Source organism: Limnomicrobium aquaticum (genome assembly GCF_040545545.1).
Classification (GTDB): domain Bacteria; phylum Pseudomonadota; class Alphaproteobacteria; order Rhizobiales; family Rhizobiaceae; genus Ensifer_A; species Ensifer_A aquaticum.
Genome location: NZ_JBEPMB010000003.1, coordinates 352,744 through 372,823, shown reverse-complemented (window position 1 = coordinate 372,823; position 20,080 = coordinate 352,744). Strand labels below are relative to the sequence as shown.

Annotated in this window: 16 protein-coding genes; 5 read left to right on the top strand and 11 right to left on the bottom strand. The window is 62.6% G+C overall.

Annotated elements, in window-relative coordinates; all coding sequences use genetic code 11:
- Positions 1-246: 246 nt before the first annotated feature.
- The 4 genes from ABID16_RS13330 to ABID16_RS13315 form a co-directional block, all read right to left on the bottom strand.
- On the bottom strand, positions 247-960 hold the full coding sequence (locus ABID16_RS13330; protein ID WP_354556833.1) for an ABC transporter ATP-binding protein: 714 nt from the start codon (positions 958-960) through the stop codon (positions 247-249).
- A complete protein-coding gene (locus ABID16_RS13325) occupies positions 957-2,771 on the bottom strand; it encodes a branched-chain amino acid ABC transporter ATP-binding protein/permease (RefSeq protein WP_354556832.1) in 1,815 nt (604 codons plus the stop codon). The genes ABID16_RS13330 and ABID16_RS13325 overlap by 4 nt, the downstream gene beginning before the upstream one ends.
- A gap of 3 nt (positions 2,772-2,774) precedes the next feature.
- Positions 2,775-3,806, bottom strand: a complete 1,032-nt coding sequence (locus tag ABID16_RS13320) for a branched-chain amino acid ABC transporter permease (protein WP_354556831.1) — start codon at positions 3,804-3,806, stop codon at positions 2,775-2,777.
- Between the two features lie 117 nt (positions 3,807-3,923).
- Positions 3,924-5,072: an ABC transporter substrate-binding protein gene (locus tag ABID16_RS13315; protein WP_354556830.1), complete on the bottom strand. Its 1,149-nt coding sequence runs from the start codon at positions 5,070-5,072 to the stop codon at positions 3,924-3,926.
- Positions 5,073-5,393: 321 nt separating this feature from the next.
- Between ABID16_RS13315 and ABID16_RS13310 the strand changes: the two genes are divergently transcribed.
- The gene (locus tag ABID16_RS13310; protein ID WP_354556829.1) at positions 5,394-5,606 is read left to right on the top strand and encodes a hypothetical protein; all 213 of its coding nucleotides are present in this window, start codon (positions 5,394-5,396) and stop codon (positions 5,604-5,606) included.
- Positions 5,607-5,643: 37 nt separating this feature from the next.
- Here ABID16_RS13310 and iolB read toward each other — a convergent pair whose 3' ends face one another.
- The 5 genes from iolB to ABID16_RS13285 form a co-directional block, all read right to left on the bottom strand.
- Complete coding sequence (gene iolB / locus ABID16_RS13305) at positions 5,644-6,438, bottom strand: 5-deoxy-glucuronate isomerase (RefSeq protein ID WP_354556828.1); 795 nt, start codon at positions 6,436-6,438, stop codon at positions 5,644-5,646.
- A gap of 234 nt (positions 6,439-6,672) precedes the next feature.
- A complete protein-coding gene (iolE, locus tag ABID16_RS13300; RefSeq protein ID WP_354556827.1) occupies positions 6,673-7,590 on the bottom strand; it encodes a myo-inosose-2 dehydratase in 918 nt (305 codons plus the stop codon).
- A gap of 55 nt (positions 7,591-7,645) precedes the next feature.
- On the bottom strand, positions 7,646-9,508 hold the full coding sequence (iolD, locus tag ABID16_RS13295) for a 3D-(3,5/4)-trihydroxycyclohexane-1,2-dione acylhydrolase (decyclizing) (RefSeq protein WP_354556826.1): 1,863 nt from the start codon (positions 9,506-9,508) through the stop codon (positions 7,646-7,648).
- 24 nt (positions 9,509-9,532) lie between these two features.
- On the bottom strand, positions 9,533-11,470 hold the full coding sequence (locus ABID16_RS13290) for a bifunctional 5-dehydro-2-deoxygluconokinase/5-dehydro-2-deoxyphosphogluconate aldolase (protein WP_354556825.1): 1,938 nt from the start codon (positions 11,468-11,470) through the stop codon (positions 9,533-9,535).
- Between the two features lie 98 nt (positions 11,471-11,568).
- The gene (locus tag ABID16_RS13285; RefSeq protein ID WP_354556824.1) at positions 11,569-12,426 is read right to left on the bottom strand and encodes a MurR/RpiR family transcriptional regulator; all 858 of its coding nucleotides are present in this window, start codon (positions 12,424-12,426) and stop codon (positions 11,569-11,571) included.
- 228 nt (positions 12,427-12,654) lie between these two features.
- Between ABID16_RS13285 and iolG the strand changes: the two genes are divergently transcribed.
- Complete coding sequence (iolG, locus tag ABID16_RS13280; RefSeq protein WP_354556823.1) at positions 12,655-13,647, top strand: inositol 2-dehydrogenase; 993 nt, start codon at positions 12,655-12,657, stop codon at positions 13,645-13,647.
- A gap of 60 nt (positions 13,648-13,707) precedes the next feature.
- On the opposite strand, the gene ABID16_RS13275 is transcribed toward iolG, so the two are convergent.
- Positions 13,708-13,950 (bottom strand): WGR domain-containing protein, encoded by a 243-nt coding sequence (locus ABID16_RS13275; RefSeq protein ID WP_354556822.1) that lies wholly within the window; start codon positions 13,948-13,950, stop codon positions 13,708-13,710.
- A gap of 370 nt (positions 13,951-14,320) precedes the next feature.
- Positions 14,321-15,004, bottom strand: a complete 684-nt coding sequence (locus ABID16_RS13270; RefSeq protein ID WP_354556890.1) for a TetR/AcrR family transcriptional regulator — start codon at positions 15,002-15,004, stop codon at positions 14,321-14,323.
- A 144-nt stretch (positions 15,005-15,148) separates the two neighbouring features.
- Between ABID16_RS13270 and ABID16_RS13265 the strand changes: the two genes are divergently transcribed.
- The 3 genes from ABID16_RS13265 (at position 15,149) to osmF (ending at position 20,035) form a co-directional block, all read left to right on the top strand.
- Complete coding sequence (locus ABID16_RS13265; protein ID WP_354556821.1) at positions 15,149-18,019, top strand: amino acid permease; 2,871 nt, start codon at positions 15,149-15,151, stop codon at positions 18,017-18,019.
- A complete protein-coding gene (locus ABID16_RS13260) occupies positions 18,016-18,834 on the top strand; it encodes an SDR family NAD(P)-dependent oxidoreductase (RefSeq protein WP_354556820.1) in 819 nt (272 codons plus the stop codon). The genes ABID16_RS13265 and ABID16_RS13260 overlap by 4 nt, the downstream gene beginning before the upstream one ends.
- A 283-nt stretch (positions 18,835-19,117) precedes the next feature.
- Positions 19,118-20,035 (top strand): glycine betaine ABC transporter substrate-binding protein OsmF, encoded by a 918-nt coding sequence (gene osmF, locus ABID16_RS13255; RefSeq protein WP_354556889.1) that lies wholly within the window; start codon positions 19,118-19,120, stop codon positions 20,033-20,035.
- Positions 20,036-20,080 lie beyond the last annotated feature (45 nt).

The following is a 20,080-nucleotide window of genomic DNA, read 5'->3' as shown; positions in this document are numbered from 1 at the left end:
TTTGTGGTTTGGCAAACGGCTGGCGTTCTGCCGTGCCGCCCCCTCACCGCGCCTCCGCTGCGCTCGGCGCACCTCTCCCCGGAGGGGCGAGGAGAAGCAGTGACCGCTACGGCGAGGACCTTCTTGAAAATGGGAGAAATGGAGACGCCGCAGCTTCCTCTTCTCCCCAGCGGGGAGAAGATGTCCGAAGGACAGATGAGGGGGAAGCCGCACGGCAAAACCTCTCGGTCCACCCCATGCCGCCGCTCAATGCAGCCCGAGATAGCTCTGCTCGATCTGCGGATTGTTGGCGAGATCCGCCGCGCGTCCATTCATGGTGATTTCGCCGAGTTCCATCACATAGGCCCGGTCGGCGGCATTGAGCGCTGCACGCGCATTCTGCTCGACCAGCAGGATCGCCACGCCGTCCTTGCGCAGGTCTTCGATGATGGTGAAGATATCGGCGACGATGCGGGGGGCGAGGCCGAGGCTCGGCTCGTCCAGCATCAGCACTTTCGGCCCAGCCATCAGCGCGCGGCCCATGGCCAGCATCTGGCGTTCGCCACCGGACATGGTGCCGGCCTCCTGACGGCGGCGCTCCTTGAGACGCGGGAAACGGTCGAACACGCCGGCCATGCGGCTCTGCGCCTCGCGTTCCGAAAAGCGCACCGCGCCGAGGCGCAGATTGTCCTCGACGTTCATCGAGGAGAAGAGCTCGCGCCGTTCGGAGACGAGCGAAAGGCCGGCGGCCACGCGGTCCTCGACCTCCAGCCGGCCGATGGGCGCGCCATCGAATGCCTGTTCGCCTACTGCGGGCAGGATGCCCATGGCGGCGTTGAGCAGCGTCGATTTGCCGGCACCGTTGGCACCGATCACCGTCACGATTTCCCCGGCAAAGACCTCGAGCGAGACGCCGCGCACGGCCTCGACCTTGCCATAGGAGACGGAGAGGTTGGACACGGAAAGCAATGGCTTGCTCATGCTTCGGCACCTCCGGAAACGGCGGGGGATGTCGGTTTCGGCTCGGCCGCTCCGCCGAGATAGGCTTCCAGCACGGCCGGATGCTTGCGGATCACGTCCGGCGGGCCCTCGGCGATCTTGGTGCCGAAATCGAGGACCACGATATGGTCGGTGAGGCCCATGACGAAGCCCATGTCGTGTTCGACGAGAAGCAGGCTCATGCCTTCCGAACGCAGCTGGCTCAGAAGCTGAGACAGCTGGCCCTTCTCGAAATGACGCAGGCCCGCCGCCGGTTCGTCGAGCAGCAGCAGCGAGGGGTTCATCGTCAGCGCACGGGCGATCTCGACGATGCGCTGCTGGCCGAGCGCGAGGCTGCCGGCGGGCTTGTGCATATGTTCGGCGAGACCGACGCGCTCGATCTGCCGCGCGGCTTCGGCGAAGAGGGCCGCTTCCTCGCGCCGGTCCAAGCGCAACAGCGCCGAGAGCAGGCCCTTGCGGCCGCGTAAGTGACCGCCCAGCGCCACGTTTTCCAGAACCGACATGTCGGGCAGCAGCTTCACATGCTGGAAGGTGCGGGCAACGCCCAGTTCCGCGATCCGCTGCTGGCCGATGCCGGAGATGACCTGCCCGGCGAAGGAGACGGTGCCGGAGCTGAGCGCCAGAACGCCGGTGATGAGGTTGAAAGTGGTGCTCTTGCCGGCCCCGTTCGGGCCGATCAGCGCGACGATCTCGCCGGATTTGACGCCGAAGTTGACAGCGTTGACGGCTGTCAACCCGCCGAATTTCTTGGTGGCTTCGCTGACCTTGAGGATCTGTTCGCCGCGCGCCACAGGCATAGCGCGGCCGGCAAGCGGCTCTGCATTCGCCGGCACGGAGCGCGGCTTCGGTTCGGGCAGAAAGCGTTGCACCAGCGGCCAGAGCCCATCCGGCGCGACCTGCAGGAGCACGATCAAAAGCACGCCGAAGACGATGGGCTCATAGAGCGCACTGTCGGCAATCAGCGCCGGCATGACGCGCTGGATGACGTCGCGCAGTTCGGTGATGATGAAGGCCCCGGCAATCGCGCCCCAGACCTGCCCCGCCCCACCGACAACCGCCATGAAGAGATAGCTGATGCCGGCATTCAGGTTGAACGGGCTCGGCGTCACCGCGCTCTGGAAGAAGGCGTAGAGCCAGCCGGAAAGACCGGCGAGCACCGCGGCGTAAACGAAGACGATGAGCTTGGCCTGACTTGCCGAAATGCCGAAGGCTCCGGCCATGGTCGAACCGCGCCGCAGCGACCGGATGGCGCGACCGATGCGGCTGTCGAGAAGGTTCAGCGTCGCGATGCCTGAGAGCAGCAGCGCGCCCCAGATGACGGCATGGAGCCGCGCCGGCTCGTGGAAGCTGATCGGACCAATGCTCAGCGGCGGGATGGAGCTGATGCCGTCATGACGGCCGAGCAGTTCAAGCTGGCCGAATAGATAATAGAGCGCCAGACCCCAGGCGATGGTGCCGAGCGGCAGATAGTGACCGGCGAGGCGTACTGTGACGAAGCCGAGAAGCAGGGCGGCAAGTGCCGAGACGGCCAGCGCCACGGGCAGTGTTGCGAGCGGGGTCCAGCCGTAGTGGGTTGTGAGCACGGCGGCGGAATAGGCGCCGAAGCCGGCTAAGGCGGCCTGTCCGAAGGAAGTGAGACCGCCGACGCCCGTCAGCACGACGAGGCCCATCGCGACGATGGCAGCAAGCCCGATATTGTCCAGAAGGATGATCCAGAAGGGCGGGAAGCCGGGAATGAAGGGCGCCAGAATGACGATGGCGGCGAAGAGGCAAAGGGCGATACGGTTGGTCATGGCTCAGTCCTCCTCGTCCGTATGCTTGCTGGCGAAGGATCGGACCAGAAGAACCGGGATCAGCAGCGTGAAGACGATGACTTCCTTGTAGTCGCTGGCGAAGAAGGACGAGAAGCTTTCGATGAGCCCTACCGCCAGCGCGGCTGCGGCGGTCAGCGGATAGCTCGCGAGACCGCCGATAATGGCGGCAACGAAGCCCTTGAGGCCGATGACGAAGCCGGTGTCGTAGTAGATCGTGGTCATCGGCGCCAGAAGCACGCCGGAGACGGCACCAATGCCGGCGGCGAGCGCAAGCGCAACCTTGCCGGTGCCCTTGGTGCGGATGCCGACGAGACGCGCACCCAGCCGGTTGACGGCAGTCGCCCGCAGCGCCTTGCCCTGCACGGTGCGCTCGAAGAACCAGTAGAGCCCGGCAATCAGCAGCAGGGTTGCGGCATAGACGGCGATGTTCTGGCCGCTGACCGGCAGCGGGCCGAGATCGACCGAGAAATCGGTGAGCGCATCGGCCCGCAGACCTTCCGCCCCGAAGAAGACGAGGCCGAGTCCTGTCAAGGCGAGATGGGTGCCGACGGCAGCGATCAGCAGGACGAGCACGCTGCGGTCGGCCAGCGGCTGGAAGGCAATGCGGTAGAGGTGCGGCCCAAGGGCAGCGACGATGGCGACGGTCAGAACGAGGCTTGCGATCGTCGAGACGCCGGCCAGTTCGCGGGCGGCAAAAAGCAGTCCCAGCGGCACGACGATCTTCTCGATGCCCTGGCGAAGAAGAAACGCACCGGTGATGCGGCTACGTTCGGCGTGCAGGTCCAGGAGAAGCGCGACAAAGGCGAAGATAGGCAGCAGATAGGCCGTGCCCGGCACATGACCGGCCTGCAGCGTCGCATAGGTCAGCGCGCCATAGGCGACGAATTCGCCCTGCGGGATGAAGATGATGCGCGTGACCGCGAAGACCAGCACCAGCGCGAAGCCGAGCAGCGCGTAGATTGCGCCGTTGGTGATGCCGTCCTGCACCAGAAAGAGCAGAATCGTCAGATCCAAGTTTTGTCTCCTTCCGGGCACAGCTTTAGAGAAGCCGCAGTCTGCAGCCTGTCACGAATGATCATTTTCGGAAAGGGGACCCGGCGGGCTGGCCGGGTCCCGTTCTGGTCATCGAACTTACTTCACCAGTTCGAACTTGCCGTCCTTGACCGTCAGCATGATACGGGCGCGTTCATCGACGCCGTAACGATCCGTGGCGGTAAAGTTGTAGACGCCCTGCGAGGCACCGATATCCTTCTCGGTGATCAGCGCATCGGCAATCGCTTCGCGGAATTCCGGCGTACCGGGCTTGGCTTTCTTCAACACCACCGGAATGACGCGCTTCAGCACTTCGAACGCATCCCACGGATGGCCGGCGAACTGGTTGCGGGGGCCGAACTTCGGCTCGTAAGCGGCAACCAGCGCCATACCGGGCGCCTTGGTCAGCGCGCTGTCCGGCTGGCCTTCCGGCAGCATGTCCGGGCCCGAAGCCATGATCACGCCTTCGGCGGCCTTGCCGGCGATGCGGATGAAGTCCTGCGAGACGGCGCCATGCGTCTGGTAAATCAGGCCCTTGAAGCCGCGCTCGCGCAGCGTTGCCTGCGGAAGTGCTGCGCCCGTGCCGGAAGCGGCAACGAGAACGGCATCCGGCTTGGCCGCCACGAGCTTCAGCACCTGACCGGTCACGGAGGTGTCGGCACGGGCATAGCGCTCATCGGCAACGAGCTTCAGGCCATACTTATCGGCAGCAGCCTTGAACTGGCCGAGCCAGAGATCGCCCCAGCTGTCGGAGAAGCCGATCATGCCAACCGTCTTCACGCCGTTCTTCTTCATATGGTCGAAAATGCCGGCGGCCATCAGCGGCACCGGCTGCGGCATGATCACCGTGTAGCGTTCCTTGCCCGGCGTCACCGGCATCGGGCCGAGACCGAAATGCGGCACCTTGGCGTCAAAAGCGACGGCGGACACGGCAATGGTCGGCGGCGTGGTCGAGGAGCCGAGGATCACGTCGACCTTGTCGTCGTTGATCAGGCGCTTGGCATTCGTGGTGGCCTGTGTCGGGTCGCCGGCATCGTCAAGAACGATGAGCTTGACCTTCAGCCCGCCGATTTCGGTCGGCACCAGCGTCAGCGCGTTCTTTTCCGGAATGCCGAGTGCGGCGGCCGGCCCGGTGGTCGACAGTGTCGCACCGACGGTGAGAACACCGTCCTCGGCCTTGGCGACCGCGCCTGACAGGCCAAGCGCTGCAACGCAGGCTGCGGCCAGCAGTGAGAATTTGAATTTCATTGGAACTCCTCCCGTGACTTCCGATTTGCAATTCACATCTTGAAAACTGGGTATCAAAGATGACTGCAGGCGGTTGCACTCTGCCGTCGCACCCTTGCAGATACGACACCCTCCCGACAGAAACCGTTAGATGATTATGTTATATAACTTGTATTCCCGCCGCAAGCCGCCTCGGAGGGGAATTTGCAAAGGCGGTCAAACGGGACGTGCCGCAGCCAGGGCACAACTACAGGTCATCAACTGACGTTAACCTTAACAAATGGTTATCAGGAAAGATTGAAAAACGTCGTTATAATGGCCCCATGTTTCGGGGTTGTTTTCATGAAGAAATTGGAACTTTACCTGTTTAGAGTCGCTTTGGTAGCAATCCTGACTGCAGTCGCAGCGTCGCCTTTCGTGGCGGCCGGGCATCTCTTTTACGGCTTCGTCAGCAGAACAATGCAGGCGACGCATTTGCTTGCACTCGCTTATCTTATGCTGATCGCACTCGCCCTCTTCCTGATCAGCCCCGCCTATGGCGACAACAAGCGCTGATCAAAGAGAGCTTTGAATGAAGCATTCTGCGCTGCGCCTATTTCAGCAGCCACTCATGCTCTTTCTGGTTATGGAATTTCCACACCCGCTTCGGGCCAGCCATGACATTGAGATAGTAAAGATCGTAGCCATGGATGGTGGCGCAGGGGTGATAGCCCTTCGGCACCAGCGCGACATCGCCATCTTCCACTGCCATCGCCTCGTCGAGTGAACGATCATCCGTGTAAACCCGCTGGAAGGCAAAGCCCTGTGGCGGGTTGAGACGGTGGTAGTATGTTTCCTCAAGGAAGCTTTCGTTGGGCAGATCGTCCCGGTCGTGCTTGTGCGAGGGATAGGACGAGGTATTGCCGTTCGGGGTGATAACCTCGACGACCAGCAGCGAATGCGCCGAATTGTCGTCCTCCGGCATGATGTTGTGCACGAGGCGCACATTCGAGCCCTTGCCCCGCGTGATCTGCGGATGCGTGCCGGGCGCAATGCGCTTCACCTTGTAATCGCCGCCGCCGGGGGCCGAGCAGACGGCCAGTTCCAGATCCGTCTCCGCCGTCACAGACCAGCTGGAGTCCATCGGCACATAAAGCGCATCCGGCGCCCCTTCGAACGGGCTCTTTCGACCACCGAGCGAGCCGAAATCCTCAGAGCCAGCCTTCGCTTTGGCCGAACCTGAAATCCAGACGAGGCAATTCTCGCGGTCGCCGGTCTCAGCGGACACCGTTTCCCCAGCCTTCAACCTGTGCAGTTCAAAACCGACATAGGTCCAGCCCGCACTTTCCGGCGTGACCTTCGTCACCAGACCGTGATCGCCGTTCGGCTTGACGAGAAGTTTGGACATGGTTTGCTCCTTTGATCTGAAAAATGCCCCTCCCCAACCCTCCCCACAAGGGGGAGGGAGTTAACCCGGCCGCACCGCCGTCCTTCAAAGGGGACTGAGGCGGGAAAGGCAGGTCGTCTCCCCCCTTGTGGGGGAGATGGCGGCAGCCAGAGGGGGTCTTGGCCGCAAACGCTGAGTGCCGACCCAGCCCTCATCCGGCCCTTCGGGCCACCTTCTCCCCGAGGGGAGAAGGTGTCACTTCACCGGAAACCCTTGTGTTTCCACCTCATAACCTGCCGCCGTCATGACGCGCATCAGCTCGGCATGGCCGATCTCGGCCATCTTCTGCGGCGGGGCCTTCTTCGGGTCCTGCTCGGCTTCGACCACGAACCAGCCCTCGTAACCGTAATCGGCGCAGCGCTGGACAATCGCGGCGAAATCGAGCGAGCCGTCGCCGGGAACGGTGAAGGCGCCAAGCGCCACGGCGTCGAGGAAGGACTGCTTGGTCCGGTCGAGGCTGTCGACGACCGAGCGGCGGATATCCTTCACATGGACATGGTTGATGCGGTCATGGTGGTTGTCGATAGCGCGCAGCACGTCGCCGCCGGCAAAGGCGAGATGGCCGGCATCCATGAGCAGCGGAATGCCCTCGCCGGAATTGCGCATGAAGGCGTCGAGTTCCTGTTCGGTCTCGACCACGGCGGCCATATGGTGGTGGTAGGAGAGCGGCATGCCCTGCTCGGCGCACCATTCGCCGAACGCCGTGACCTTGCGGCCATAGGCCTTCATCTCGTCGTCCGAAAGCTTCGGCTTCGTCGCCAGCGGCTTCGAACGATCCCCCTGGATCGAGAGCCCCACTTCGCCATAAACGATGCAGGGCGCATCGACCGCCTTGAACAGCTCGATCATAGGCGCGATGCGGTCCTTGTTGGCTGACAATTCCTCGTTGACCAGCGTGCCGGAGAACCAGCCGCCGCAGAGCGTCACGTCGGCGGCACGGAGGATCGGCAGCATGACCGCCGGATCGTCGGGGAAACGGCGGCCCTTTTCCATGCCGGTAAAGCCCGCCGTGCGCGACTGGCGCAGGCATTCTTCCAGCGATACGTCGTCGGAAAGGTCCGGAAGATCGTCGTTCCACCAGGCGATGGGCGACATGCCAAGTTTGGCTTTCATGGGTATCTCCTCGAAAAGAAGCGGGAGCGGATTCGGCTCCCGGAATATGGAATATCTAGCCGAGACGCTGGAAGGCGAGCGCCTTCTTGTATGCCTCATGCGCCTTGTTGACCTCTGCGCGCGGGCTCACTTCCGGCACGGCCACGTCCCACCAATGCCCACCGTCGCCGGTCGTCGTCAACGGGTCCGTGTCTATGACGATGACGGAGGTGCGGTCATGCGACTTGGAGGCGGCGAGCGCCTGTTCCAGTTCGGCAACCGTCGATACCTTCACGGCCACAGCGCCCATCGCTTCGGCATGCGCCCGGAAATCGATGTTGGACGGCACGACGTGATAGGCGTCGTCGAGCAGGTTGTTGAAGTTCGCTCCGCCGGTCGCCATCTGCAGCCGGTTGATGCAGCCGTAACCGCGATTGTCGAGCACGACCACGGTGATCTTGCGGCCGATCATGACCGAGGTGGCGATTTCGGAATTCGCCATCATGTAGGACCCGTCGCCGACCATGACCACGATGTCGAGTTCGGGCCGCGCCATCTTGGCGCCCAGCCCGCCGGCAATCTCGTAGCCCATGCAGGAGAAGCCATATTCCATGTGATAGCTGCCGGGCTTCGTCGCCGGCCACAGCTTGTGCAACTCGCCCGGCAGACCGCCGGCGGCGCAGAGCACCATGGACTTCTCGAGATCGATGGAGCGCGTCACCGCACCGATGACCTGCGCATCCGACGGCAGGCCCGTGCCGGTGACGAAATCGGGCGAGAACATCCTGTCGACCGACTTCGCCCATGTCGCCTTGGCAAGATCGGCCTTGTCGGCGAGCGTTGTCGGGGCGCGCCAGTCGCCCAGCTTTTCGGAGATCAGCGTCAGCGCCTCGCGGGCATCGGCGATCAGCGGCTCCGCACCATGCTTGCCGCCATCGATCGGGGCAACGTTGATCGACAGAACCTTGAGATCTTCGTTCTTGAACAGCGCCCACGACCCCGTGGTGAAATCCTGGAAGCGCGTGCCGATGCCGATGACCAGATCGGCATCCTCGGCAATCGCATTGGCAGCAGACGTGCCCGTCACGCCGACCGAGCCCAGCGCCAGCGGGTGGCGCTCGTCGATGGCCGACTTGCCGGCCTGTGTGACGACAACAGGAATGCCATGCCTGTCGGCAAAGGCGGTGAGTTCGTCGCTTGCCAGCGAATAGAGCACGCCGCCGCCGGCCACGATGACCGGCTTCTTCGCCGCCGAAATCAGCGCGATGGCGTTCGCCAGTTCGTTCTCATCCGGGCGGATTCGGCGGTTGGTGGTCCAGACGCGCTCCTCGAAGAAGTTCTCCGGGTAATCAAACGCTTCCGCCTGGACATCCTGGCAGAGCGACAGCGTCACCGGGCCGCAATCGGCGGGGTCGGTCAGAACCTGCATGGCGCGGCGCAGCGCCACGATGATCTGCTCCGGTCGGGTGATACGATCGAAATAGCGGGAAACCGGGCGGAAGGCGTCGGAGGCCGACACCGTGCCGTCGCCGAAAGCCTCGATCTGCTGCAGCACCGGATCGGGCGCGCGATTGGCGAAGACGTCGCCGGGCAGGAACAAAACCGGCAGACGGTTGACATGGGCGACGCCGGCGGCGGTCACCATGTTCAGCGCCCCGGGGCCGATGGACGTCGTGCAGGCCATGAAGCGGCGGCGGAAATTCGCCTTGGCATAGGCAATCGCCGAATGCGCCATGGATTGTTCATTATGGGCGCGATAGGTCGGGAAGCCGTTGCGGGCCTGATAGAGCGCCTCGCCGATGCCGGCGACATTGCCATGCCCGAAAATCGCCCAGCAGCCGCCGAAGATCGGCTGCTTGACGCCGTCGATCACCGTCATCTGGCTGGAAAGAAACTTCACAACGGCCTGCGCCATCGTCAGCCTGATCGTCTTTGCCATATTGGCCTCCCGGTATTTTCTTGTTCAGTTAAGGCCACGCGTCTTCAGCCAGGCCTTTGTCAGCCCTTCGAACCGCGCCGCCATGTCGGCAATCGCCGCCTCGTCGTCCATCTTGCCGCCCAGCCATTGCCGCGCCGCATCGGCAAAGATCGTGCGGCCGACCGCGAAGCCCTTGACCGAAGGTGCGACCAGCGTTGCCGCGAAGGCCTTTTCCAGTTCCGCCGCCGGCGCTTCCAGCCCGAGCAGCACGATGCCGCGGCAGAAGGGATCAAACTCCGCAATCACCGCCTCGATCTTCGCCCAGGCGGTTTCCGAGGCCTGCGGCTCCAGCTTCCACCAGTCCGGCTTGATGCCGAGATCGTAAAGCTCGCGCATCGCCCTCGCAATGGTGTCGTCATCGAGCGGGCCGTTCTTGCCAGCAATGATTTCGACCAGCAATTCGCGGCCAACCTTGCGGGCAGCATCAAACAGGCCTTTAAGCTTCTCCTGCTGCTCGGCCTTGAGCGCGGCCGGGTCATCGGGATGGTAGAAGCAGAGGCACTTGATGCAATGCTCGACCGGCCAGGCGACCAGCTGCGAGCCGATATCCTGCGAAAACTCGAATTTCAGCGGCTTGGAGCCCGGAAGCTCGACCGGGCGGCCGATCCAGGTGAAATTCTGCTTCATGGCGTCGAAGAAGGCGTCGCGGCCTAAGCGCTCGTCGATCAGCATACCATAACCCGGACGGCCCTTGGCGACGCGGGCGGCAGCAGCCACGGCGAGCCGCTTGAAGGCGGGGATGCGCGCTTCATCAACACCGAGTTCGCGTGCCACATCGACCAGTTGCGAACGATGGTCGATGGCCAGCGCCATCAGCAGCGGGATGTCGCCGGCAATGCGGGTTGTCGCCCAATGGACGTGGTTGAGATCCGCATCCTTGCGCAGCGCATGTTCCTTGCTGCCGTGCTTGAGGAAATATGTGAGCTCGGTGAAGCTCGGAATTTCCGGCGAGCAGAGCAGGCGCGAGACGGCGAAGGCGCCGCAGGCATTCGCCCAGGTGGCCGACGTCTTGTGCTCCTCGCCCTTCAGCCAGCCGCGCAGGAAGCCGGACATGAAACTGTCGCCGGCACCCAGCGTATTATAGACCTCGATCGGGAAGCCTTGCCCCACAATGCCCTGTTCCAGATCGTCCGGGATCGCGCCGTCATAGACGATGCAGCCCATGGGGCCACGCTTGAGCACAATCGTGGCGGACGAATTGGCGCGGATCGCCTTCAGCGCCGCGAGAAGATCAGCTTCGCCCGAGGCAATCAGCACTTCCTCTTCGGTGCCGACGATGAGATCGCATTCGGCGAGAACCGGCTTCAGACGATTGGAAACGGCGTCCGAGGCGATATAGCGCTCCTCGCCCGCCCGATGGCCGGCAAGGCCCCAGAGATTGGGGCGATAGTCGATGTCGAAGATCACCTTCGCGCCATTGGACTTGGCGATGCGGATCGCCTTCTTCTGCGCGGCCTCTGTATTCGGCTTGGAGAAATGCGTGCCGGTGACAAGCACGGCGCGGGCGGACTGGATGAAATCCTCGCTCACGTCGTCTTCGGTGATCGACATGTCGGCGCAGTTTTCGCGATAGAAGATCGTCGGGAAGGTCTTGTCGTTCTCGACGCCGAGGAGGACGAGCGCGGTCAGCCGAGTCGGGTCGGTCTTGATGCCCTTCGTCTCTACACCTTCGCGGGCGAGATGCTCCTTGATGAAGGAGCCCATCTGCTCGTCGCCGACGCCGGTGATGATAGCCGATTTCAGCCCCAGCCGTGCGGTGCCGATGGCAATATTGGCCGGGCAGCCGCCGACCGAGCGGGCAAAGCTCACCGTGTCTTCGAGCCGCGCGCCGATCTGCTGGCCGTAAATGTCGACGGAGGAGCGGCCGATGGTGATGACATCGAGTTCAGCCTCGGGCTTGAAGCCCGGATCAAGGCGCGGCATGCGGTCCTCCACGTTTTGTTTTGTCGACCGTCAGGTCGTTTGCGGCGGATGAAACACAAAAGCCATTAAGTTGTCAATTCGGAATTTATATTCCGTTTTTATTCCGTGTCATTCTGTTGATGCCGACGATACTCCGCAATCCCGACAGAGAGCGCCATGGTGAGCGCCATGGAAGCGGAAAGCGAGCGGAAACCGGCGAAATCGGCTTCCGCCACCTCGAACCAGAGTGTGGAAATGGAGGCGAGCGGCGAGAAGGCAGAATCGGTGATCGAGACCAGCGGCACGCCTTGCGCATGGAGCGCGCGGGCATGGTCCAGGCTTTCGGCCGCATAGGGTGAGAAGGAAATCGCCAGTGCGGCATCTTCCGGCCGCGCGAATTGCACCGTCTCCATGTCCACCCCATTGGCCGAGGCGACCAGCTGGTGGCGGATGCCGAGCTTGGAAAAGGCATAAGACAAATGCGCGGTGAGCGCATAGGAGCGGCGCTTGGCGATCAGATAGATGGTCTCTGCCGCGCCCAGAACCTCGATGGCGCGCTTGAAATCCTCCTCGCGGATCGCCTCTTCCATGCGGGCGATAGAAGACCGCGCCGCCCCGAAAAACCCGTGCAGAAGTGCTGCTTCCGGAGCCGCATCGGCGGATTTCTCGATCTGTGTCAGCCGCTCTTCATAAGACGGCGTACGCAGACGCAGCCGCTCCTTGAAGATGGTCTGGAAATGCGAAAACCCGTCATAGCCGAACTGATGCGCCAGCCGCACCAGCGTCGACGGCTGCACGCAGGCTGCCTGCGCGATGCTCGCGGCCGTGCCGAAGGCGATCTCGTCCGGGTTTTCCAGCGCATAGGCCGCTGCCTGTTTCAGCCGCTTCGGCAGTTTCACATGGTTGCCGACGACCTGGGCTTTCAGGCTCTCGAAATCCGCCGGCGGCGCAGCGCCCGTCTGGTTCACGTCCGGCAAATCGCTTCTCCTCGTAGCATGTCAGTTATGGAATGTTTATGCCAAAAATGGAATTCGGCAACTGCTTCTTCCAAAATTCGCGAAGGACCCGTTGTTTGAGGCGGGACATTCCTTTATGACCGTGCAAATGAAATCTTCGTTCCATTTCGGATCGGCAGTTCCGCAAAGCCTGTCATGGCTTTCGACGGAATTGCGGGAAACAAAGTGACACTTTCGGGAGCACACTCAATGACAGTGAAATTCGGACTCTTGGGCGCAGGCCGCATCGGCAAGGTGCATGCAAAGGCTGTCGCCGGCAACGCGGACGCCAGGCTCGTCGCCGTCGCCGACCCCTTCGCGGACGCCGCGAATGCCATCGCCAAGACCTATGGCTGCGACGTGCGCACCATTGAGGAAATCGAAAAGTCGGCCGATATCGACGCCGTCATCATCTGCACGCCGACCGACACCCATGCCGACCTGATCGAGCGCTTTGCCCGCGCAGGCAAGGCAATCTTCTGCGAAAAGCCGGTCGATCTGGATGTGGCGCGCGTCCGCGACTGCATTGAGGTGGTCGAGGAAACCAAGGCGAAGTTAATGGTCGGCTTCAACCGCCGCTTCGATCCGCATTTCATGGCCGTGAAGAAGGCGATTGCCGATGGCAAGATCGGCGCGGTCGAGATGGTGACAATCACGTCGCGCGACCCGGGTGCCCCGCCGGTCGACTACATCAAGCGTTCGGGCGGCATTTTCCGCGACATGACGATCCATGATTTCGACATGGCGCGCTTCCTGCTCGGCGAAGAGGTTGCCTCCGTCTCCGCGCATGCCGCCGTTCTGGTCGATCCGGAAATCGGCAAGGCCGGCGATTTCGACAGCGCTTCCGTCATTCTCGAAACGAAGTCCGGCAAGCAGGCCGTGATCTCCAATTCGCGCCGCGCAACTTACGGCTACGACCAGCGCATCGAAGTCCATGGCTCCAAGGGCGTCGTGTCTGCCGAAAACCAGCGCGCCGTCTCCATCGAGATCGCCAATGGCGAGGGCTATACCCGCCCGCCGCTGCATGATTTCTTCATGACGCGCTACACGGAAGCCTATGCCAACGAAATCGCCGCCTTCATCGCGGCCATCGTTGACGGCGCCGCGATCAGCCCGACCGGCACGGACGGCCTTAAGGCCCTGCAGCTGGCCGATGCCGCGCTCGAAAGCGCGAAGACCGGCAAGCGCGTAACGCTCGCCTGATCGCCTGATTAAAGCAAAACGGAGGCCTGCGCGGACTTGCGCAGGCTTTTTTGTGCCGCTTCACGCCTCGCCATAGCCGCGCCGGCGCTTGGCCCGAAGCAGGCTGGCAAACAGTGCCGCCGCCTCTTCGCGCTTGGCAAAATCGTGCAGCTTGACCTGCCCGCGCGTACCAATCCGCCCCCAATGCCGCCGCAGCCGCACATCGCCGAACAGCGTGGGTTCGATGGAGAGCATGTAGAAGCGCGCCATGTTTTTGGCCGGATCGCGCCGTTCTAGATAGATATCGTCCGAGGGTGTCGTCATGGCGAAAGAGTCGCCGATCGCGACTCCCGCGTCCAATGAGACTTATGAATCCAAAAACTTAGACTGATTCACGGACGTGATGTTTTGGCCCGAACAGAGTTATTGAGGATCCAGAAACGAAAAAGCCTGCCGCGGGAGGAGGTGCGGCAGGCTTCTCGAAATTCAGAACAGCAACTGGGAGGAGGAGTGCTGCTGCTCTTCTTCAGGCCCTTCGGGAGGAGATAGAGCCTGATGCTCGAAGCGGGCGGGAGGAGGTGCCGCGCTTCAATGAGTTCAAGATACCAGAGCCCGTGGCCAGCGCCAGCACTGATATTGCATCGCAGCCATGCAAATGCTGCATTGCAACAAAGGCGGGATACCGCCCGCCGCTTCACGTGTTCGACAGCTGCAACCCCCTCACCGTGGCGGTCGCAAATCGGGCGAGCGACTGCATCAGCGTCGGCTGCCGCTCCGGCGGCGCGTGCATGATGACCATGAGATTGCTTTGCAGCGACTCAATCAGGATCAGGCAAAAGTCCTGCATCTCTTCCGGCGACAGGTTGCCGGCAAGCCGCGCCATGTAGGGTGCGATGAAGCGGGCATTGGCCGCCGTGTCGTCCATGTCGAGCGCCCTGAGTTCCGGGACAGCGCGCAGCGCATCCCAGATCGTGGCGGTGGCGGTGCGCGAGGAGAGATAGGTCGCGACATCCATCACCACGCGGCCGACCGCTTCCGGCGCTTGCTCCGGCTTCAGATTGGCCTCCATGTGGCGTTCCATCGAGGCGGCAATCACCGTCTGCAATTCCACCAGATGCTTTTCCGCCAGCGCCCTCAGAACGGCGATGTTCGACGGGAAATAGTGATAGATCGAGGCGATCGGCAGACCAGCCGAACGGGCCAGTTCGCGCATCTTGAGACCATCGAATCCATGCGCGGTCACCAGCGCTTCGGCCGCGTCCAGCAACTGGTCGACCCGCTCGCGGCTGCGCGCCTGCTGGCCCCGGCTTCGGCGTGAAGAGCGGCCCTGCGGGGCATTTTCAGTCACTTCGGCTGCCGCCACCGCCGGCTCATCCACTTGATTCAAAAGCTCCTCCTCCAGTCGGACAAAATGTACATAACTCGATCAATGCTCGACTATTGACAGCGATCAAAAATCGATCAATGCTCGAATTATCGAATATCCCAACATAAAACGTCAAGAGAGCGGGAGCAAATAGGGATGACAGAGACGATAGCAGCCAAATTTCCATCCACGGGAGGAAGAGAGAAAAAGAAGATTTCCACCGGGCGCGTCGTCGTCCTGGTGATCGCCGCGGCAGCACCGCTTGCCGCTATGGTCGGCAACACGCCGCTGGGTCTCGCGCAATCCGCGGGCCTTTCCATGCCGATCGCCTATCTGCTGGTCGGCCTCACCCTTCTCGCCTTTGCCGCCGGCTACACGGCGCTCAGCCGCGAAATCGTCAGCCAGGGCGCATTCTACACCCAGGTCGGCCAGGGCCTCGGCCGCCCGGCGGGCGTCGTTGCCGCCTATTGCGCGGGCTTTGCCTATGCCGTCTATTCGGTCGGCATGGCGGCCGCCTTCGGCTATTTCACCTCGCTGCTCTTCCACGAGCTCGGCATCGACATTTCCTGGATGGCGATTTCGGCAGGCGGCATGGCGCTCGTAGCGATCCTCGGCTACCGCTCGCTCGATCTTTCGGCGCGCGTGCTGATGTTCTTCATGCTGGCCGAATTCGCCATTCTCTTTGTCTTCGACATCTGCGTGATTGCGCAGAAGGGCCTTGCCGCCTTCCCGCTCGATGTCTGGTCGCTCGGCAATCTGACCAATCCCGGCATCGGCGCGGTCATCCCCTTCGTCGTCGTCTCCTTCATCGGCTTCGAGGCGGCGGCCCTTTACGGCGAGGAAACGCATCAACCCCGCCGCTCGATCCCGCGCGCAACCTTCATCGCGCTCGGCGTTATCATGGTCTTCTACATGCTGTCCGTCTGGGTCATCATCGGTGCTGCGGGTGCAGGCGAGGCCCAGGCGCTCGCCGCCAAGGAAAGTGGCAATTTCGTCTTCACGTTGGCCCAGACCTACGGCGGTGAAGGGCTTGTCGCGGTCATGGGCCTCTTCCTCGTGGCCTCGTTCCTGGCAAGCTATCTCGCGATCCACAACGCCGCGAGCCGCTATCTCTTCGCGCTCGCCAACGACAAGCTTCTGCCCGGCGCGCTCGCCTCGATCCACCCGGATCATCATGCGCCGCATGTGGGCAGCGTCGCCATGTCGGTGATTGAATTCCTGCTGGTCATCGGCCTCGGTCTTGCAGGTGCTGCGCCCTATGTCGGCATTGCGTCCGGCATGATCGGGCTCGGCACCATCGGCATCATCGCCATGCAGATCGCCTCGGCGCTCGCCGTCTACGGCTTCTTCGCCCGCCTCGGACGCGGCGGCCTGTGGGCCACGCGCATCCTGCCGATCGTGAGCGCCGTCGTCATGACCGCCTTCCTTATCGCCATCTTCCTGAGCTACGGCCAGCTGACCGGCAGCGACAACTGGATCGTCAACCACCTGCCCTGGCTCTTCGTGCCGCTGGTCGCAGCCGCGCTCTTCTATGCGAACTGGCTGAAGCGCAACCGGCCGAATGCCTATGCGCAGATTGCCAGCACGTCCTACCGCTTCAACGGCGAACGCACCGCGCCCACCGTTGCCGGCTACAAGCGCCGCTACTGCATCATCGGCGCCGGCCCCTCCGGCCTCATCATGGCGCGCGCCTTCCTGAAAGAGGGCGTTCCCTTCGACTGCTTCGAGCGCCACGGCGATGTTGGCGGTCTGTGGGATCCGGAAAACGAAGGCACGCCGATCTATGACAGCGCGCATTTCATCTCGTCGAAATGGACATCCTATTTCTACGGCTTCCCGATGCCGGCGAACTATCCGGACTATCCGTCGGCCCGCCAGATTCTCGACTACATCCGCGCCTTTGCGGACGCGTTCGGACTGCGCGAGCACATCACCTTCAAGACGGAGGTCAGGAAGGCCGAGCCAGAGGGCGATCGCTGGCGCGTCGAACTCGGCAATGGCGAGGTGCGCTATTATGACGGCGTGATCGCCTGCCCCGGCGTGACCTGGCATGCCACCATGCCGAAGCTGCCGGGTGCGGAAACCTTTGCCGGTGAAATCCGCCACTCGGTCAGCTATCGCTCGACGGACGAGTTCACGGGCAAGCGCGTGCTGATCGTCGGAGCCGGCAATTCCGGCGTCGATATTGCCTGCGACGCCGCCAAGCATGGCGCAAAGGCCTTCTTCAGCGTCCGGCGCGGCTATCGATTCGTGCCGAAGCATATCTTCGGCATCCCGACCGATGTGCTGACCACTGGAAAGGCCCTCCCGCCCAAGGGCGCGCCGATCGTCACCGACGTCAACAAGATGCTCGACACGATGAACGGCGACCTCACCCGCCTCGGCCTGCCGAAGCCCGATCACGATGCGCTCTCCAGCCATCCGATCATGAACACGCAGATCCTGCACTATCTCGGCCATGGCGATCTCATCGCCAAGGGCGACGTGAAGGGTTTCGACGGCAAGGATGTTATTTTCGCCGACGGTTCGCGCGAGGAAATCGACCTCGTGATGTTCTGCACGGGCTATGAGTACAAGCTGCCCTTCTTTGCCGACAATCTCTTCGAATGGAAGGGCGGGCGGCCGCAACTCTATCTCAACATCCTGCATCGCAAACAGCGTGGCCTCTACATCCTCGGCTTCACCGAATTTGCCGACGCCGCCTATCGTCGCTTCGACGAGATGGCGCAGTTGATCCTCGCGGATGTGAACGCCACGGAAACCGGCGTCGGTCGCGCCTATCTGGACGATCTGCGCGCCCATGACCGGCCGGACCTGCGCGGCGGCAAGGTCTATCTCGATAGTCCCCGCCACGCCAACTACGTCTACACGCCGACCTTCATCCGGCTGCTCGCGGAACTCCGCCGCAAGCTCGGCTGGCCCGATCTCGATGACACAAGCTACGAGACACTGCGCCGTCGAACCGCTGCCAACCCGAGGCCGGCCGGACAGGCATCAAGCGCGATCAGGAAGGAGAATGCGGCATGACCCGGTTTGGCGGAAAGCTTGCCCTCATAACCGGGGCCGCCGGCGGCATCGGCACGGCCGTCGCCAAACGCTTCCATGCGCTCGGCTTCCGGCTGATGCTGGTCGATATCGACGAGGCAAGGCTTGCGGCGAGTGCCGCAGCCTATCCGGGCGCGATCCTGAAGGTTCTGGACCAGCGCGACAATGCCGCGTTGAACCGCTTCTGCGACGAGGTCATCCGCGATGGCGACTTCATCGATGTCGCCGTCATCAATGCCGGCATGCTGGTGATCGGCGATCTCGGCGATATCACCCAGCAGGGCATGCTCGACCAGCTTCAGGTGAACCTCATCAGCACCTCGATCCTGATCCAGGCGCTGGCGCGGCGCATGACGCTTGCCCGCAAGGGCCACATCATGGCGACCGTTTCGATGGGCGGGGTCGTTTCGCTCCGAGGCTCGGCCACCTATTCGGCCTCCAAGTTCGGGGTCCGCGGCCTGCTCTGGGGGCTGAAGGATGAGCTGAAACGCCACGGCGTACACGTCACCGGCATCTATCCTGCCGGGGTTGATACGCCGATGCTGCGCCACGAGGCGATGCATGGCGGCTCGGCGCTCAACTTCGTCGGCGTGCCCGTCACCGCCGACGATGTCGCCAAGGCCTACGAGAAGGCGCTGAGCAAGCCGAAGCTGGAAGTCTATGTGCCCTATTCGGAAAGCATCAGCGGCCGCATCGCCGGGGCCTTCCCATGGCTGCTCGGCGGGCTTTATCCGACGCTTGAAAAGATGGGCGAAGCGGGCCGGAAGAAATTCCTCAAGCGGATTGGGCAGACCTGAAGGGTTCACATTTTTCCATATTATCGTGGGGGGCGAGGCATCGCCCCCTTTTTTGTACCGTATTGCCTTCGGCAGTGAACGGATCGCCGACGGCGACCGTATTTACTCCTGCCAATCCTTGGCAGCAATGCGGTTTACGAAGAACCTCAGACCAACGGCGGCAGCCGGGAACCTTGGCCGCCGCCGTACATTGTCATGAACGTAAGCCACAATGCTGAGACTTGACGGGACAAACACTGCCTCCGGCCATCGGGCTGGGCAGCGGAGAGGAAGGGAAGACATGATGAACAGGCTTCTGAAATTCGCCGGCGCGGTCGCGCTTGCCGCATTCACTGCCACTCACGGCTTTGCCGCCGACAGCGTCGTCGTCTCGTCGAAGATCGACACGGAGGGCGGGGTGCTGGGCAACATCATCCTGCAGGTGCTGAAGGCCAACAACATTCCGGTCGAGAGCAAGATCCAGCTCGGTGCGACGCCGATAGTCCGCCAAGCGATCACTCAAGGGCAGATCGATATCTATCCGGAGTACACCGGCAACGCCGCCTTCTTCTTCAACAAGGCGGACCTGCCCGTATGGAACAAGGCAGACGAAGGCTATGCCAAGGCCAAGGAACTCGACTACGCCGCCAACAAGATCGTCTGGCTGACGCCGGCCAAGGCGAACAACACCTGGGCGATTGCCGTGCGCGGCGATGTGGCGGATGCCAACAAACTCGCCAAACTCTCCGATTTCGGCGCCTATGTCGCCAAGGGCGGACAGGTGAAGCTTGCCGCTTCGTCTGAATTCGTGACATCGCCCTCGGCGCTGCCCGCCTTCGAAAAGGCCTATGGCTTCAAGATGAAGCCGGAGCAGCTGATCACGCTCTCCGGCGGCGACACGGCCGCCACGATTTCGGCGGCAGCCCAGCAGACCTCCGGCGCCAACGCCGCCATGGTTTACGGCACGGATGGCGGGATTGCGCCCTCGGGTCTCAAGGTCATGGAAGACGACAAGGGCGTGCAGCCGGTCTACCTGCCCACCCCGATCATCCGCGAAGAAAAGCTGAAGCAATATCCGAAGATCGCCGATCTCCTGAAGCCTATCTTCGAGGCGCTGGATCTCCAGACGCTGCAGACTCTCAACGGGCGCGTTCAAGTTGGCGGCGAGCCGGCCAATGCGGTCGCGGCGGACTTCCTGTCATCCAAGGGCTTCGTCAAGTAAGATGACGGCCGGAAAGGGCCGGCGGGCATGACCGGCACGGGTCTG